At 62.9% G+C, this 15,832-nt stretch carries 13 protein-coding genes and 1 other RNA gene; 6 read left to right on the top strand and 8 right to left on the bottom strand.

The features are described from left to right. Position 1: 1 nt before the first annotated feature. From EN818_RS14765 to EN818_RS14740, 6 genes are all read right to left on the bottom strand, one after another. Positions 2–181, bottom strand: a complete 180-nt coding sequence (locus tag EN818_RS14765; RefSeq protein WP_095808186.1) for a type II toxin-antitoxin system RelE/ParE family toxin — start codon at positions 179–181, stop codon at positions 2–4. Positions 182–218: 37 nt separating this feature from the next. Then, positions 219–618, bottom strand: an RNA gene (gene rnpB, locus EN818_RS14760) — RNase P RNA component class A. 56 nt (positions 619–674) lie between these two features. Then, the gene (locus tag EN818_RS14755; RefSeq protein WP_095808252.1) at positions 675–1,415 is read right to left on the bottom strand and encodes a transglycosylase SLT domain-containing protein; all 741 of its coding nucleotides are present in this window, start codon (positions 1,413–1,415) and stop codon (positions 675–677) included. A gap of 186 nt (positions 1,416–1,601) precedes the next feature. Then, positions 1,602–2,369, bottom strand: coding sequence for an N-acetylmuramoyl-L-alanine amidase (locus tag EN818_RS14750; protein WP_095808187.1), 768 nt, complete (start codon positions 2,367–2,369; stop codon positions 1,602–1,604). After that, positions 2,366–3,085: a DnaJ family molecular chaperone gene (locus tag EN818_RS14745; RefSeq protein WP_095808188.1), complete on the bottom strand. Its 720-nt coding sequence runs from the start codon at positions 3,083–3,085 to the stop codon at positions 2,366–2,368. Before EN818_RS14745 ends, EN818_RS14750 begins: the two co-directional genes overlap by 4 nt. Positions 3,086–3,216: 131 nt before the next feature. Beyond that, entirely contained in the window at positions 3,217–3,417 is a 201-nt protein-coding gene (locus tag EN818_RS14740; protein WP_095808189.1) for a hypothetical protein, read from the bottom strand. 190 nt (positions 3,418–3,607) lie between these two features. Here EN818_RS14740 and EN818_RS14735 point away from each other — a divergent pair, with 190 nt between their 5' ends. The 3 genes from EN818_RS14735 (at position 3,608) to EN818_RS14725 (ending at position 9,213) form a co-directional block, all read left to right on the top strand. Then, entirely contained in the window at positions 3,608–7,219 is a 3,612-nt protein-coding gene (locus tag EN818_RS14735) for a hydantoinase B/oxoprolinase family protein (protein ID WP_095808253.1), read from the top strand. A gap of 84 nt (positions 7,220–7,303) precedes the next feature. Beyond that, entirely contained in the window at positions 7,304–8,551 is a 1,248-nt protein-coding gene (locus EN818_RS14730) for a DUF3419 family protein (RefSeq protein WP_176478435.1), read from the top strand. After that, entirely contained in the window at positions 8,548–9,213 is a 666-nt protein-coding gene (locus EN818_RS14725; protein WP_095808191.1) for a class I SAM-dependent methyltransferase, read from the top strand. Before EN818_RS14730 ends, EN818_RS14725 begins: the two co-directional genes overlap by 4 nt. A 6-nt stretch (positions 9,214–9,219) precedes the next feature. Here EN818_RS14725 and EN818_RS14720 read toward each other — a convergent pair whose 3' ends face one another. After that, positions 9,220–10,605, bottom strand: coding sequence for a serine hydrolase (locus EN818_RS14720; RefSeq protein ID WP_095808254.1), 1,386 nt, complete (start codon positions 10,603–10,605; stop codon positions 9,220–9,222). A gap of 293 nt (positions 10,606–10,898) precedes the next feature. Between EN818_RS14720 and EN818_RS14715 the strand changes: the two genes are divergently transcribed. Together EN818_RS14715 and EN818_RS14710 are read left to right on the top strand one after the other, a co-directional pair. Then, complete coding sequence (locus EN818_RS14715) at positions 10,899–11,693, top strand: GH25 family lysozyme (protein ID WP_095808192.1); 795 nt, start codon at positions 10,899–10,901, stop codon at positions 11,691–11,693. Positions 11,694–11,877: 184 nt separating this feature from the next. Then, a complete protein-coding gene (locus tag EN818_RS14710; RefSeq protein WP_095808193.1) occupies positions 11,878–13,056 on the top strand; it encodes a lytic murein transglycosylase in 1,179 nt (392 codons plus the stop codon). 157 nt (positions 13,057–13,213) lie between these two features. On the opposite strand, the gene EN818_RS14705 is transcribed toward EN818_RS14710, so the two are convergent. Next, positions 13,214–14,434 carry an alanine racemase gene (locus EN818_RS14705; RefSeq protein ID WP_095808194.1) on the bottom strand — a complete coding sequence of 407 codons (1,221 nt, stop codon included), beginning with the start codon at positions 14,432–14,434 and terminating at the stop codon, positions 13,214–13,216. 205 nt (positions 14,435–14,639) lie between these two features. Here EN818_RS14705 and EN818_RS14700 point away from each other — a divergent pair, with 205 nt between their 5' ends. Next, positions 14,640–15,560: a DMT family transporter gene (locus tag EN818_RS14700; RefSeq protein ID WP_095808195.1), complete on the top strand. Its 921-nt coding sequence runs from the start codon at positions 14,640–14,642 to the stop codon at positions 15,558–15,560. Positions 15,561–15,832 lie beyond the last annotated feature (272 nt).

Below are 15,832 nucleotides of genomic sequence, written 5' to 3'. Positions count from 1 at the left end.
ATCACGGCGCCGGAACATCGGCTCCGATCTTGCGCCGACCGTGCAGCACGCGAACAATTTCGATATCGCTGTCGCTGACCCGATAGAAGCTAAGATATTCACCTAAGACGATGCGACGAATGCCCGGCGCAATGTCGTCTCGTGGAAAGCCTGAAAATGGTGGAGGGTCAACAACTCCCATCGCCGCTGCAAGCTGTTTGAATAGCTATAAGAACGAAAATGCCAGCTGGCCTGTAAGCCGGGTTCTGTATGGCCCCGCGCCTTGCGGCGCGAGAACGTGGCGGCCATTCATCTTGGGCGCATGTTGCCATGCGCCTCACGCAACCTACCCGGGCGGTGGGCCGGAAACAGCCCTCGAAGGTTTCCCCTCGCACCGCCCCTATTCGGTTTTGCTCCCGGTGGGGTTTGCCGTGCCGCTCCTGTTGCCAGTCGCGCGGTGGGCTCTTACCCCACCCTTTCACCCTTGCCGCAGCGCATACCGCGGCGGTTTGCTTTCTGTGGCACTTTCCCTGGGGTCGCCCCCGCCGGCCATTAGCCGGCACCGTGTCTCCATGGAGCCCGGACTTTCCTCACCCGCAGCCTTTCGGCTCTTGCAGGCGCGGCCGCCCGGCCAGCTGGCAAGGCGTATAAAGGGATTCCCGACTGAAAACGCAACAGAAAAGGCTGCGAATGTCTCAGGCGGGCGAACCCAGTGCTGCCATCTGCACCTTCACCTTGCTGCAATAGGCGGCCGAGATCGGGTTCATGCGCGTCGCGCCATGACCGGCATTGTATTTGAGGATCGTGCCGCAAGTCGTGCCGCCACCCAGACCCTGCGCCATGGCAAGATACTTCATGCCAAATTTGATGTTGGTGTCGGGATCGAAGAGGCCCTTGACCGAACCGGTATAGCCCATCATCCGAGCCGTTGCCGGCTTGATCTGCATCAGACCGATCTCGCCGGCGCCGCCGACCATGTTCGGCCGGTAATTGCTTTCGATCTTGATGACCGCCTTGGCGAGCGAAACGGGCACGCCATAGCTCGCCGCATAGCGGGCGATGATCTCCGAATATTGGCTGTCGCCGGCGGCAGAGGTCGGCGCCTCGACCTTTTCGGGGTGGATGGAAGCCGTCGCTGTCAGGTCGATGACCTGCCGGCTGCGCTTGGCGTGGCGCTTTGCGGTAGACTTCGCCGACTTCAGCGCGGCAACTTTCTGCGCTTTGCCCGGGGTGGCCTTCTGGATCTTTGCTGTCTTGTTCGGGGCCGCCTTCTGGGTCTTCGCTGTTTTGGCAGTCGGCGCTGCCTTTGGCTTCGCGGGAGCTACGGCAAAGCCGCTGTCCGCACGCGGGCTGAGGGCGGCGCTGTTCGCTGGGTTGAAGGCAAAAGTGATCACTCCGGCAGCAACGGCTGCCGCTACAACGGTCAATCTCTGCATGTAGTCCTGTTCTTTTAGAACCGCGCGAAGAATTTCGCGCAGCTTGGCCAACTCAACATCGGAGCATCCTGGGAGGATAGACGTCCGACAACTTTCGGGAGATGCGTTTGGAGAGCGAATTGGCACCAAAGAAGGCGAGGCAATTCACTTTCTATGACAAACTGTAATTTGGGCAGCTCGGATAGATTATCTGGACGAAGCTGCCTTCACCGAGGCCAGCAGCCTTTGCAAGGTGCAGATCGTCGAGTCATCGGCGGCGCCGTCAACCAAACGTCGGCGGAAATGCCGCTGAAACGCAGCGACGACGACTTCGGTCTGGCGATCGAAGTCGCCTGTGATTTCGACGCCGTAGCCGTAAAGCGCCAGCATCGACTGCAGCGCCTCGACATCTGTCCCGCAATCGCCGGCTTTCAGCACCGTGCCTGGCCTGACCGGCGCGGCAGGGACGAGGTGCCCGATACCGGCGGCAAAAAGCGCTTGCCAGGGGAACTTCTCGCCCGGGTCGACCTTGCGTCCCGGCGCCACATCGGAATGCGCGAGCACCCTTTGGGGCGGAACGGAATGTCGGCCGACAATTCCCGCGCACAGGCCGATCACGGCGTCGACCTGCCGCTTCGGGAAGGCTTTGTAGCCCAGGGCATGTCCGGGGTTGACGATCTCGATACCGACCGAGCAGGAATTGATGTCAGTGCGCCCGAACCACGAGCTCTTGCCGGCATGCCAGGCACGGTCGCTCTCGCGCACCATCTGGACGACGCGGCCGTCTTCGTGAACGAGATAGTGGGACGAAACCTCGCTCGCGGGATCGCACAGCCACGCCTCGGCGGCGGGGCCAGTGTCCATGCCGGTGTAGTGGAGCACGATCATGTCGGGCCTGAGCGTCTCGCGCCGGGGGCCGAAATTGGGTGATACCCTCACCTCGGCACCAGGCTGGTCCGGCAGGAAACCGCTCATGCGTGCCTGAGGCCTCGCTCGATCATCTCATAGGCGGCATTGATGGCAGCGACTCTCGTCGTGGCTATCTTGATGAACTCCTGCGGCAGGCCGCGTGCGATCAGCCGGTCGGGGTGATTGTCCGAAATCAGCTTGCGGTAGCGCTTCCTGACCTCCTCGAACGGCTTGCCCCGCTCGATGCCGAGAACAACATAGGGATCGGCGGCGCCCAGATTGACGTGCCGGGACAGGATGGCCTGGTAGTGCACCTCGTCGATCCTGAAGATTTCGGCGATGCGATGCAGGAATTGCCCTTCCCGTTCATGGACCATGCCGTCCGCTTTGGCGATGTGGAACAGCCCGTCGAGAATGTCTTCCAGCATCATGCAATTGGCGTGGCCGGAACCGCACAGCTGAGCCATGCGCTGGGCGTAAATCTCGAACCCCGCGACGTCGCGCTTGGCGAGGTCGTAAAGGCGGGCCACATTGCGTGTTTCGCTTGGCGGCACCTCGAAGATTTCCTGGAAAGCGCGCACCTCGTCCTGAGTGACGACGCCGTCGGCCTTGGCCATCTTGGCCGCGAGTGCGATCATCGCCACCGAAAACGCCACGCGGCGCCGCAGATCCGGGTCGCCGGAGAATACAGTCCGCACAGCCTCCACGACATCGGCGACGCCCGAGGACGCCGACGACGAAACACGAGCGATGAAGTCGCCGAGGCGGTCCCAAATCGACATGCGGCTTCTTAGTGCGAACCGGGCCTCGCTATCAAGCCGGGACGATGCCGCAGGAAAACTCGTCGACGGAGGTCCCAGGCAAGAGGAAGGCCGGCACAAGGCCGGCCTTCATGATTTCATCGGATTGAATTCTACTGCGCAGGTGCAGCAGGAGGTGTTGCCGGAGCCGGTTCAGCGGGCTTCGTGGTGTCAGGAGTGGCCGGCTTCATCGGCTGTTCGTTGGCCGGCGGATTGGTGCTCTGTGTGGTGGTATTGTCGGTGCCGCTGTCGCTACAAGCCGCGACCCCCAGCAGGGCGAGCGCCGAAACAGACGCCAGAATGAGCTTTTTCATGCTATCTCTCCTTCAGCAAACGCTCACATTTCGGTGAGCGGTCGCAGGGGAAATGCATCAGTCACGGCGCCGGTTTCGTAACGTTGCGTTTCCAAATGTAACATCAACTTGTGATTGCTGCAGCTGAAACGGCGAACTAACACAGCAGTCGCTCGCATCGATTGGACGATCAGAAATGCCGAAAGCCGCAATCAACAAGAAATGGGATTTCTGGATCGATCGCGGGGGCACCTTCACCGACATCATCGGCCGCAGTCCGCAGGGACAGTTGCACCCGCGCAAGCTCCTGTCGGAAAACCCTGAAGCCTATGCCGACGCTGCCATCCAGGGCATTCGCGATCTGCTGGGGCTGGCATCGGGCGCCTCTATTCCCGCCAACGTGATCGGCGACATCAAGATGGGCACAACCGTCGCCACCAACGCGCTGCTCGAGCGCAAGGGCGACCGCGTGCTCCTCCTCATCACCAAGGGGTTTCGCGACGCGCTGCGTATCGCCTATCAGGCGCGGCCGGACATCTTCGCCAAGGAAATCATCCTGCCGGAGCAGCTTTACGAGCGGGTGATCGAGATCGACGAGCGCGTGCGCGCCGATGGTTGCGTCGAGCGGCTGCTCGACATCGCCGCATGCCGCCCGGCGATCGAACAGGCCAAGGCCGACGGCATCGATGCGGTCGCGATCGTGTTCATGCATGCCTGGAAACATCCCGACCACGAGAAGGCGGTTGCCAAGATCTGCCGCAAGATCGGCTTCAGCCAGATCTCTGTCAGCCACGAGGTCTCACCGCTGATCAAGCTGGTGGGCCGTGGCGACACCACCGTGGTCGACGCATACCTGTCGCCGATCCTGTCGCGCTACGTGCAACGGGTAGCGGGGGAACTGGGCTCCGGCCCCCGGCTGATGTTCATGATGTCCTCAGGCGGGCTCACCGCTGCCGACATGTTCCAGGGCAAGGACGCGCTGCTGTCGGGTCCGGCCGGCGGTGTCGTCGGCATGGTCGAGACGGCGAAGCTCGCCGGCTTCGACAAGGTCATCGGCTTCGATATGGGCGGCACCTCGACCGACGTCGCCCATTTTGACGGCGAATACGAGCGCGCTTTCGACACCGAAGTCGCCGGCGTGCGGATCCGCGCGCCCATGATGCGTATCAACACAGTCGCCGCTGGCGGTGGATCGATCCTGCATTACGAGGCCGGCCGCTTCCGCGTCGGCCCCGACTCCGCCGGCGCCAATCCCGGCCCCGCTGCCTACAGGCGCGGCGGGCCGCTCGCCGTCACCGACGCCAATGTCATGCTCGGCAAGCTGCAGCCCGATTTTTTCCCGGCGATCTTCGGCCCAGGCCAGGACCAGCCGCTCGATGTCGCAACGGTCCGCGAGAAGTTCGCAGCACTGGCCGCCGAAATCGGCGATGGACGAACGCCGGAGGCGGTCGCCGAGGGCTTCGTCACCATCGCCGTCGAGAACATGGCCAACGCCATCAAGAAGATCTCGGTGCAACGCGGCTACGATGTCACCGAATACCTCTTGAACTGCTTCGGCGGCGCCGGCGGCCAGCACGCCTGCCTGGTCGCCGATGCGCTCGGTATGGAAGCCGTTCTCATCCATCCCTTCTCCGGCCTGCTTTCGGCATACGGCATTGGCCTGTCGTCGATCTTCGCCTCGCGCCAGCAGGCACTGCTCAAGCCACTCGCGGACGAGTCGCGATCGTCAATCGAGGAGCTCATCGCGGCACTTCGTGAAGACGTTGTCGCCGAGCTTGCGGCGCAGGGCATTGCGGAGACCGCCATTGTCTCGAAGCCGATCCTGCAGATCCGCTATGACGGCACCGACACGGCACTGCCGGTGAATTTCGAACACGGCTCGATCTTCCGCGCCAGAAACGATTTCGAGACCGCTCACAAGGCCCAGTTCGGTTTCGTCTACGAAGACAAGCCGATGATCGTCGAGGCGGTCGACGTCGAGGGCAGCGATGCCGTGGCAATCGGCCGTGACGAAAATGAATCAAGTCTCGAAGATGAGGCGGCAACTCCCTGGCAGACCCGGCAATTCTTTGCGGACGGCGGCTGGCGCGATGCCGGCATTTTCCGTCGTGAGGACCTGAAAGCCGGTCACAAGGTCGCTGGGCCGGCGCTCGTCATCGAGCCGAACCAGACCATCATTGTCGAGCCCGGCTGGCAGGCCGAAATCACGGCGAAAAACCATGTGCTTCTGCGCCGCATCGAAAAGAAGCGTCGGCAGGCCGCACTTGGCACCGAAGCCGACCCGGTGATGCTCGAAGTTTTCAACAATCTGTTCATGTCGATCGCCGAGCAGATGGGCGTGACGCTGCAGAACACCGCCTATTCGGTCAACATCAAGGAACGGCTGGACTTTTCCTGTGCGGTGTTCGACCGCCATGGCGCGCTGGTCGCCAACGCACCGCACATGCCGGTGCATCTGGGCTCCATGGATCGCTCGGTCGAAACCATCATCCGCCTCAACTCGGGCGACATCCATCCGGGCGACGTCTTCGCGCTCAACGCGCCCTACAATGGCGGCACGCACCTGCCCGACATCACGGTCGTGACGCCGGTCTTCGACGACACGCGCACCGAAATCCTGTTCTGGGCAGCCTCGCGCGGCCATCACGCCGATGTCGGCGGCACCGCGCCCGGTTCGATGACGCCTTTAGCGACAACCGTCGATGAGGAAGGCGTGCTGTTCGACAACTTCCGCATCATCGATCGCGGCCGTTTCCGCGAGAAGGAGCTCGAGACGCTTCTCACCGATCATCCCTATCCTGCCCGCAATCCCGCCCAGAATATCGCCGACCTGAAGGCGCAGATCGCCGCCAACGAGAAGGGTGTCGCCGAACTCCGAAAAATGGTCGCGCATTTCGGTCTCGATGTCGTGGAGGCCTATATGGGCCATGTCCAGGACAATGCCGCCGAAAGCGTGCGCCGGGTGCTCGAACGGCTGCCCGATAGCTCCGACTATGAATATCCCACCGACACCGGTCAGGTGATCAAGGTAAGGATCACCGTCGACCGCGAAAAGCGTGAGGCGACGGTAGACTTCACCGGCACCTCGCGCGTCATGAAGAACAATTTCAACGCGCCGGAGCCGGTCGCCCGCGCAGCCGTGCTTTATGCGTTCCGCGTCATGGTCGAGGACATGATCCCGATGAACGCGGGCTGCCTCAGGCCGATCAACATCGTCATTCCCGATGGCTGCATGCTCAAGCCCGCCTATCCCGCGGCAGTGGTGGCCGGCAATGTCGAGACCTCGCAGCACGTCACCAACGCGCTGTTCGGCGCCATGGGCGCACTCGCCAACGCGCAAGGCACGATGAACAACCTCACTTTCGGCAACCGGCAGTACCAGTATTACGAGACGATCTGCTCAGGCTCACCCGCTGGCCGAATGAATTCGGGCCGCGGCTTTGCCGGCACATCGGCCGTCCACACGCACATGACCAATTCGCGGCTCACCGATCCCGAAGTCCTGGAACTGCGCTTTCCTGTACTGCTGGAGGATTTCCACATCCGCGAGGGGTCCGGCGGCAAGGGCAAGTGGAACGCCGGCAACGGCACCAAGCGCACGATCCGCTTCCTCGAGAGAATGGAGTGCGCGATCCTCTCCTCGCACCGCAACCGGCCGCCCCAGGGTCTCGACGGCGGCGGCGACGGCCAGGCCGGATCGACCAAGATCCGGCGCAAGGATGGATCCATCGACACGCTGAAAGCCTGCGACCAGACGACGCTCGATCCCGGCGAGGCCGTCACCGTCATCACCCCGACGCCTGGCGGATTCGGCAGGGCATAAATATCAGCGCCGACAGCCTGTCACCCGCCTGTCATAACGCTGCGCTACCCGCTTGCGGTAATGCAAACGGGGAATCGCCTTGCCATGTCGGATGTTTCGGGAGACCTCGTTTTTCGCCGTGGCAAGGAAGTCGGAAAAGCGGTCTACCAGAACCGAGCGTTATCGAAGGAAGGCATTTCCGAGCGGCTTTTCGCCTTCCTGTTTTCCGGGCTTGTCTACCCCCAGATCTGGGAAGACCCGGATGTCGATATGGACGCCATGCAGCTCGGTGCTGGGCATCGCGTCGTCACAATCGCGTCGGGCGGCTGCAACATTCTGGCGTATCTTACCCGCTCGCCGGCCCGGGTCGATGCCGTCGATCTCAACGCCGCGCACATCGCGCTGAACCGCATGAAGCTGGAAGCGGTGCGCCATCTCCCGTCGCAAGGCGATCTGTTCCGCTTCTTCGGCTCCGCCGGGACCAGCCATAATTCGCAAGCTTACGACCGCTTCATCGCGCCGCATCTCGATCCGGTCAGCCGTCACTACTGGGAGCGTCGCAATTGGCGCGGCAGGCGCCGCATCGCCGTTTTCGACCGCAACTTCTATCAGACAGGGCTGCTCGGCCTGTTCATCGCCATGGGTCATCGCGTGGCGAAACTGTTCGGCGTCGATCCGGCCGGCATCATGAAGGCGCAGACCATCGCTGATCAGCGCCGCTTCTTCAACGAGCAGCTGGCGCCGGTCTTCGACAGGAAGCTCCTGCGCTGGGCGACGTCGCGCAAAGCCTCGCTGTTCGGTCTCGGCATCCCGCCGGCCCAGTACGACTCGCTGATCACCTCCGGCGACGGCAGCATGGCGAGCGTGTTGAGGGCGCGGCTGGAAAAGCTCGCCTGCGATTTTCCGCTGAGAAACAATTATTTTGCCTGGCAGGCCTTTGCCCGGCGCTATCCACAGCCCGGCGAGGCCGCACTCCCCGCCTATCTGGAGCAGGCCAACTATAAGACGATCCGCGCCAACATCGACCGCGTTGCCATCCACCATGCCAATCTGATCCAATTCCTGGCCGGCAAGGATGCGGGCGCTATCGATCGCTTCGTTCTGCTCGACGCGCAGGACTGGATGACCGACGACCAGCTCAATGCCCTGTGGACCGAGATCACCCGCACCGCGTCGGCCGGCGCACGCGTCGTTTTCCGCACGGCCGCCGAGCCCAGCCTGCTGCCCGGCCGCCTCTCCAGCTCGCTGCTCGATCAATGGCGCTATGAGGAAGAGGCCTCGCGCGAATATTCGGCGAAGGACCGCTCAGCCATCTATGGCGGCTTCCATCTCTATGTGAAGCGCGCCGCATGAGCGCGACCGACCTGCCGGCCAGCCACGCCGAACTGATGGATGGCGTTTATCGCTGGCAGCGCCACATCTACGATGTGACCCGCAAATATTACCTGCTCGGCCGTGACCGGCTGATTGCGGGGCTGGAGGTGCCGGAAGGCGGCTCCGTGCTCGAGCTCGGTTGCGGCACTGGCCGCAATATCGTTCTCGCCGCCAGCCACTATCCGGACGCCCGCTTCTTCGGCCTCGACATCTCGACCGAGATGCTGGAAACGGCCGGCGCCGCCATCGCACGCGAGGGCCTCTCGGCCAAGGTCAGCCTCGCCCGCGGTGATGCGACCGACTTCGACGCCAAGGCGCTTTTCGGCATCGAGCGCTTCGACCGCGTATTCGTATCCTACTCGCTGTCGATGATCCCTGGTTGGGAAAAGACCGTGGCGGCCGCACTGGCCGCACTTGCCCCAGGCGGCTCGCTGCATGTCGTTGATTTCGGCCAGCAGGAGGGCCTGCCGCGCTGGTTTCGGGCTATGCTGCGCGGATGGCTGCGGAAGTTCCATGTCGAGCCCCGCGCTTCGCTGCGTGACGTGCTGGAATCGGAATCTCAGCGCAGGAGCGCAACCTTCCGTTTCAAAACGCTTTATCGCGGCTATGCCTGGCTGGCTGTGGTTGGCTTTCGGAAATAGCAGGGCCTATTGATGTAGCGCCTTGACCAGCGCCGCTACCATCGTCTGCGGCCGGTAGCCGAGCTTTGCCGGCGTCAGGCCGAGCCGCACCACGACGAGTTGCTCGGACGGAATGATGGCGACGGTCTGGCCATCATGGCCTTCCATCCAGTAGGTGTCGTTTGGCAAACCGGCTGCGATGCCCGCGCCGGGGCTTTCCTCGTCGCCCGGGCCCTCGATCCACACCTGGCCTTTGCCATAGACCTTGGAGGCCGAGGCCGGCTGCCGCATCCAGTCGACGAAGCCGGCGGGGAGGATCTGCGTGCCGTTCCAGACGCCGCCCTGCAGCAAGAACTGGCCGAAGCGCGCCCAGTCACGGGCGGTGGCATAGAGGTAGGACGAGCCGACGAATGTCCCCTGCTCGTCGGTCTCCAGCACCGCGCTATGCATGCCGAGCGGTTCGAACAGCGCCGTCCGCGGCCATGCCAGCGCCTTCGCCTTGTCGCCGAGCGCGTCCTGCCACAGCCGCGACAGAATCAGAGATGTGCCGCTCGAATAGGAAAACGCCTTGCCTACCTCGCTGGTCAGCGGCTTGGCCGCGGCAAAACCCGCCATGTTCGGCTCGAGATAGAGCATGCGCGTCACGTCGGCGACGTCGCCATAATCCTCGTTGAATTCCAGCCCGCTCGACATCGCCATCAGGTCGGAAAGACTGATCGCCGCCCGTCCATCCGCTTTCCAGCCTGCGAACAGGTCCTTGTTGTCGAGCGCCAGCTTGCCGTCCTTCACCAGCGTGCCGACGATCGCGGCATTCACCGTCTTGGTCATCGACCAGCCGAGCAGCGGCGTTTTCGCCGAAAAGCCGTCGCCATAGCGCTCGGCGACGATGCGCCCGTTCTTCACCACCACGAGCGCGCGCATGCCGGCTCCGGCCATGGCCTGATCGTCGACGATCCTTGACACTTCGGGGTTTTGCGAAGCATCCACCCGCTCGCCCTCGGGCCAGAGCGCGTCCAGTTGGACCGCCGCCGACCGCGCAGCGCGCAATGACGTCTGCCTCGCTTTGCCGGTGTTGCCGTCTGGAACTGACGCGCAGCCGACCCCGTCACGCTCGACCGCGATGCTCTTGCCCAACACCCACAACAGGCCCGCCGAGACAAGCCCCCTCTCCTTGTCGACCGACACTTTCATCAGCTTGAGCAGCGGGTGACCCGGCGCCTGGACGTCGACCGCCAGCACGTCGTTCGCGTCTCGGCCGGCGATAAAGACATTGGAGCAGACGATCTTGGCCGAATAGCCGGCACCGACGCGGATCAGATCCGGCGGCGCGAAGTAGAGCCACGCCGCCACCGCGACCACCGACAGCACTGCGAGCCCCAGCAACCCTTTGATGAACCTTACGACAGCCCGCATCTTGCGCCCCCGCATCTTGCGCCTTGGATTTTCCGGCTCGCTTTGTGTCATTGATTTGCCGCCATTGCTTCCGCAAAATCGTCGGCGCTGTCGAGCGCGGTCAATGGATTATCAACCAAGTTCGGCGATCAACAGTGGATGTCGCCCAAAAGTGCCAAGCGGTTTTGGGACAACGACATGCCGGAAGAATACGGGCGGTCCTGTGGGGCGACCGTTCGGAGGGGGCCAGCGCAAGCAACGGCCATCTGCAACGACCCATCAGCGGCCGGCTGAACCCGGCTCGGGGAACAGTGATGCGCCGTCTTGCGGCCGTATTGATGTTGACGCTGCTGGGCGCCTGCTCGACGGTAGACGATCTTTCGCCGCTGTCGCCGTCCAGTTCGGCGACCGTTGCCGTTCGCGCGCCCCGGTTCGAAGACTCCAAGCCGCATGAATGGGACAGCGGCGCGCCTTGGAACTACTCGATCCACGGTACAGACGTCTCCAAATACCAGACCTCCGTCGACTGGCCCACGGCCAAGGCCAGCGGCATCTCCTTCGCCTTCGTCAAGGCGACTGAAGGCGGCGACCGGTTCGACGATTATTTCAACGAGCACTGGGCCCGCACCAAGGCCGCGGGCATACCGCGCGCCGCCTACCATTTCTTCTATTTCTGCACGCCGGCCGCCGCCCAGGCGCGCTGGTTCATAGCCAATGTTCCGAGAGACGCATCAGCCATGCCGCCGGTTCTCGACATGGAATGGAATCCGAAGTCCCCGACCTGCAGGCTTCGTCCCGATCCGGCAACGGTGCGCAGTGAAATGAGCACCTTCCTGCAGATCGTCGAGCGCCACTACGGCAAGAAGCCGATCATCTACACCTCGCTCGATTTTTTCGACGACAACCAGCTTTCCAGCTTCCGCGGCTATCCTTACTGGCTGCGCTCGGTGGCGGGCCATCCGCGCCAGAAATACGGCAGCCACCCCTTCACCTTCTGGCAATACACCGGAACCGGCATCGTTCCCGGCATGGCGGGCAAGGCCGACATCAACGTTTTCAACGGCTCGGAAGCCGCCTGGAACAGGTGGCTACGGCAGAACACCCGTTGACATCGGGCTTTGCGCCTGCTTTTCGAGACCGCGGGGCGGCGATATATGCAACCGCTGATGATGCGGAGCGGTGCACCCAACCGGGTGCCGAACGGCGCTCCTGAACTTTGAAATCTGCGCAAGTTCCTGTCCAGACTCCGGATCGGGTCCAAGAGGGTCATGCGCCGATCTCGAGAGGAAAACGATGCGATTGCGCGTTGACGTCCTGGCGGCGCTGCTGGTTGCCGCTTTCGCCTGGCCCGCCGAGGCACAGGAATGCGGCGGCGATTTCGAAACCTGGAAGCAGGGAGTGGCGGCGGAGGCCAGGGCGGCAGGTGTCGGCAGCGTCGGGCTCGACGCCCTGGAAGCGGCCACCATCGATGAGAAGGTCCTGGCGCGCGACCGCGCCCAGGGCGTCTTTACCCAGACCTTCACCGAATTCTCGAACCGCATGATCTCGGCCTATCGCCTGAAGCAGGGCGCCGCGAATCTGAAAAAATATGCCGATGTCTTCGCGCGCGCCGACAAGGAATTCGGCGTGCAGCCAGCCGTCATTGCCGCTTTCTGGGGCCTGGAGACCGATTTCGGCGCCGTGCAGGGCGACTTCCACACGCTCAACGCTTTGGTCACGCTCTCACATGACTGCCGCCGCCCGCAGTTGTTCCGGCCGCAGGTGGTGCCGCTGCTGACGCTGGTCGACCGCGGAGTGCTGCCGGCCGACGTCAAGGGCGCCTGGGCCGGCGAGGTCGGCCAGACGCAGATCCTGCCCACCGACTATCTCGCGCGCGGCGTCGACGGCGACGGCGACGGCAAGGTCGACCTCCGCAACAGCGTGCCGGACGTGATCATGACCACGGCCAACAAGATCCTGTCGCGCGGCTGGAAGCGCGACCAGCCCTGGGTCGAGGAAGTGCGGGTTCCCGACGACATGCCCTGGGACCAGACCGGACGCACCAACAAGCTGCCATTGAGCCAATGGGCTCAGTGGGGCGTGACCAACCCCAACGGCACGCCGCTCGTCGACAACGGCCTGAAGGCCGGTCTCGCCTTGCCGATGGGCCGGAAGGGTCCCGCGTTCTTCACCTACGACAATTTCGACGTCTATTTGGAGTGGAACCAGTCCTTCACCTACGCGCTGACCGCGGCAGTGCTTGCGACGCGGCTTGCCGGCGCACCGCAATTCGACCCACGCACTCCTGAAACGGGTCTCAGCGGTGATCAGATGAAAGCGCTGCAGACCAAGCTCGAGGCCAAGGGTTACGACGTCGGCACGGTCGACGGCATTCTCGGAACGAACACCCGCGAGGCCATACGCAAGGAGCAGATGCGGCTGGGCCTGCCGGTGGATGGCTGGCCGACGCCGGATTTGCTGGCGAAATTGTGAATGGTGAATAGAGTGAATGGTGAATGGTGAATGGTGAATGGTGGATGGTGAATAGTAACGATTAAGCTTGCGATCTCGCGGTTAAGCCCACGAGCATCTCTCAATCACAGTTTCCTAATTCCCTATTCACCATTCACCATTCACTATTCACCATTCACTAATCCGCCATCGTCTCCAAACTCGCAAACCCCTCCGGCGCATCGCCTTCGTCGAACGGCGTCGTCAACTCGATGAATGTGTCGGGATAGAAGCCGTTGAAGCGCGTTCTGAGCGAGAGCGAGTAGGCGCCGATATGACCGATCTCGATCCAGTCACCGGTGTCGACCGTTTCCGGCAGCCAGAACGGCCGCGACAGTATGTCGACGGAATCGCAGGTCGCGCCGCAGACCTTGAACGGCACGATGTTCTTCTCGTCGCCATTGCGCGTGCGGATCGCGGGGTCCGGAATGAAGCGTGCCGGCAGCGTGATCTTGCCGGTCCATGAATCCGAGAGCGAGGCCCAGATGCCGTCATTGATGTAGAGCCGCTTGCCCTTTCGCAAGAGCACCCGCACGATCAGCGAAAGGCAGCGCGCCACGATGACGCGCCCTGGCTCCGCCACCAGCGGCAACTGGTCGAACTGGTACTCCTTCAGGTCGCCGGACAGCCGCGACATAAGCTGCCCAAGCGACGGCATCTCGATGTGCTTGCGATTGGGATCATGGCCATATTCGGCCGGAAAGCCGCCGCCGACATCGAGCCCGGCAATGTCGAAGGTCAGGCGATTGCGAACCCAGTCGGCCGAGGCCAGCGCCCGCTCATAGGTGTCAGGATCCTCGATCTGGCTGCCGACATGGAAGCAGAGGCCGACCTTGTAGCCGGTGCGGTTGAGCCGCTCTGCAAGCTCGACCGCATTGGCCGGACCTGCCCCGAACTTCTTCGACAACTCGTAGGCCGCATGCCCCTTCGTCTGGATGCGCACAAAGACCGTGATCGCGCCGGGATCGATGTCGAGCGCCCGCACCACGCGCGTCAACTTGGTGATCTCGTCCTCATGATCGAGCGAGATGACGCGAATGCCGTATTTCTCCAGGGCCAGCTTGATGTCCGACTGCGCCTTGATCGGATGCATGTAGAGCATCTCGGCTTCCGCAGAAACGGCGCGGACGGCGGCGAACTCGCCGGGCGAGGCGACGTCGAAGGCGCCGACGCCGGCTTCCACCAAGGTCCTGAGCACGATCTGCTCGCCATTGGTCTTGACCGCATAGGCGGTCTTGCCCGGGAACATGCCCATGAACTGCAAGGCATCGGCCTTCAGAACCTGCGGGCGGAAGCAGTAGACCGGATCGTCCGGGCGAAGCGCCAGTGCCGCTTCGCGAGCATTCTCGAATCGCTGCATGGACGAATCCTCAATCGGGCGCGCACAATTAATCCTAGCTAGCCGCCAAAGAAAACAGTTCTGTGTCTCCCCTTCCCGCGCGACCGGCCCCATCCTTTTCCGCCATGCTGAATTACCGCTCAGGTTTCGGGTGGCCCTTGCCGCCTGAGCGGATATCGGTTGCAGCTGTTCGGCGGCTGAGTTTGCCAGCGGCCTGGAGGTTTTGATGACGATGACGGCCGGCGCCGCGGCGACGCGCGGACCCATGACGCTCAAGGATTGGGCTCAGCTCCTGCTGCTTGGCGCGATCTGGGGCGGCTCATTCTTCTTCGCCCGCATTGCGGTGTCGGAAATTCACCCGCTGGCGTTGGTGCTGTTGCGTGTCGCGATCGCCGCGGCAGCGCTGCAGCTCTATCTGGCGATTCGCGGCCCCTCCTTCCGCCTCGCCTTGCCGCATGCCGGTTTCTTCTTCCTGCTGGGCCTTGCCAACAATGTAATCCCCTTCTCGCTGATCTTCGCCGGCCAGACCCAGCTCGGCGCCGGGATCGCCTCGGTCCTCAACTCGACGACGCCGTTCTGGACGCTGATCCTGGCCAATGCGCTGACAGTCGACGAGAAGCTGTCCTGGAACAAGCTCGCCGGCATCGCGCTGGGCATTGCCGGAACGGCGGTGATGATCGGCCCAGGCCTGCTTGCGGGGCTCGGCGGGCCGGTCTGGGCCAAGTTCGCTCTGATCGGCGCTTCGCTGTCCTATGCCATCGCGCTGATGATCGCGCGGCGCTTCAGAGGTGTCCCCTCACCGGTGATCGCGACCGGCCAGCTCACGGCCTCGACCATCATCATGATCCCATTGGTGCTCAGCGCGCTCGGCCCGGCCGGAGTGCTTTCGGCCTCGCCGCCCGTCTGGGCGGCAGTGCTGGCGTTGGCGCTGCTCTCGACCGCCTTCGCCTATATCCTTTATTTCAATCTCGTCGCCTCTGCCGGAGCCACCAACGCCTCGCTGGTGACATTGATCGTCCCGGTCAGTGCGATGCTGCTCGGTTTTCTCTTCCTTGGCGAGCGGCTGGAACTCTTCGAAATGGGCGGTATGGCGCTCATCGGACTCGGCTTGATTACCATCGACGGGCGTTTGCTCGGTCGATGGTAGCGGTTTCACGCCACACCGCCGCCACAATTTATTCACAACGGCCAAGCCCGGTTTTAGCGAAGAGTTTCAAGGCCTAACGGTAAATCGCAAGTCGCAAATTTCACAATCGCGTCGCATTGCAGCACATTTTCCGCTTGCCTGTGGCCCAAATGCCCCTAGAGTCCTGCCATAGCTCTTAAGAGGAGGCTATGACATGGGACTGACGAGGCCAATCAACGCATTGATGATTTGTGCAGCGTTCGCATTCATCGGAGCCCTTATCATAGGCGTTC

The organism is Mesorhizobium sp. M3A.F.Ca.ET.175.01.1.1 (genome assembly GCF_004791945.1).
Classification (GTDB): domain Bacteria; phylum Pseudomonadota; class Alphaproteobacteria; order Rhizobiales; family Rhizobiaceae; genus Mesorhizobium.
This window is presented reverse-complemented; position numbering and strand designations above follow the sequence as displayed.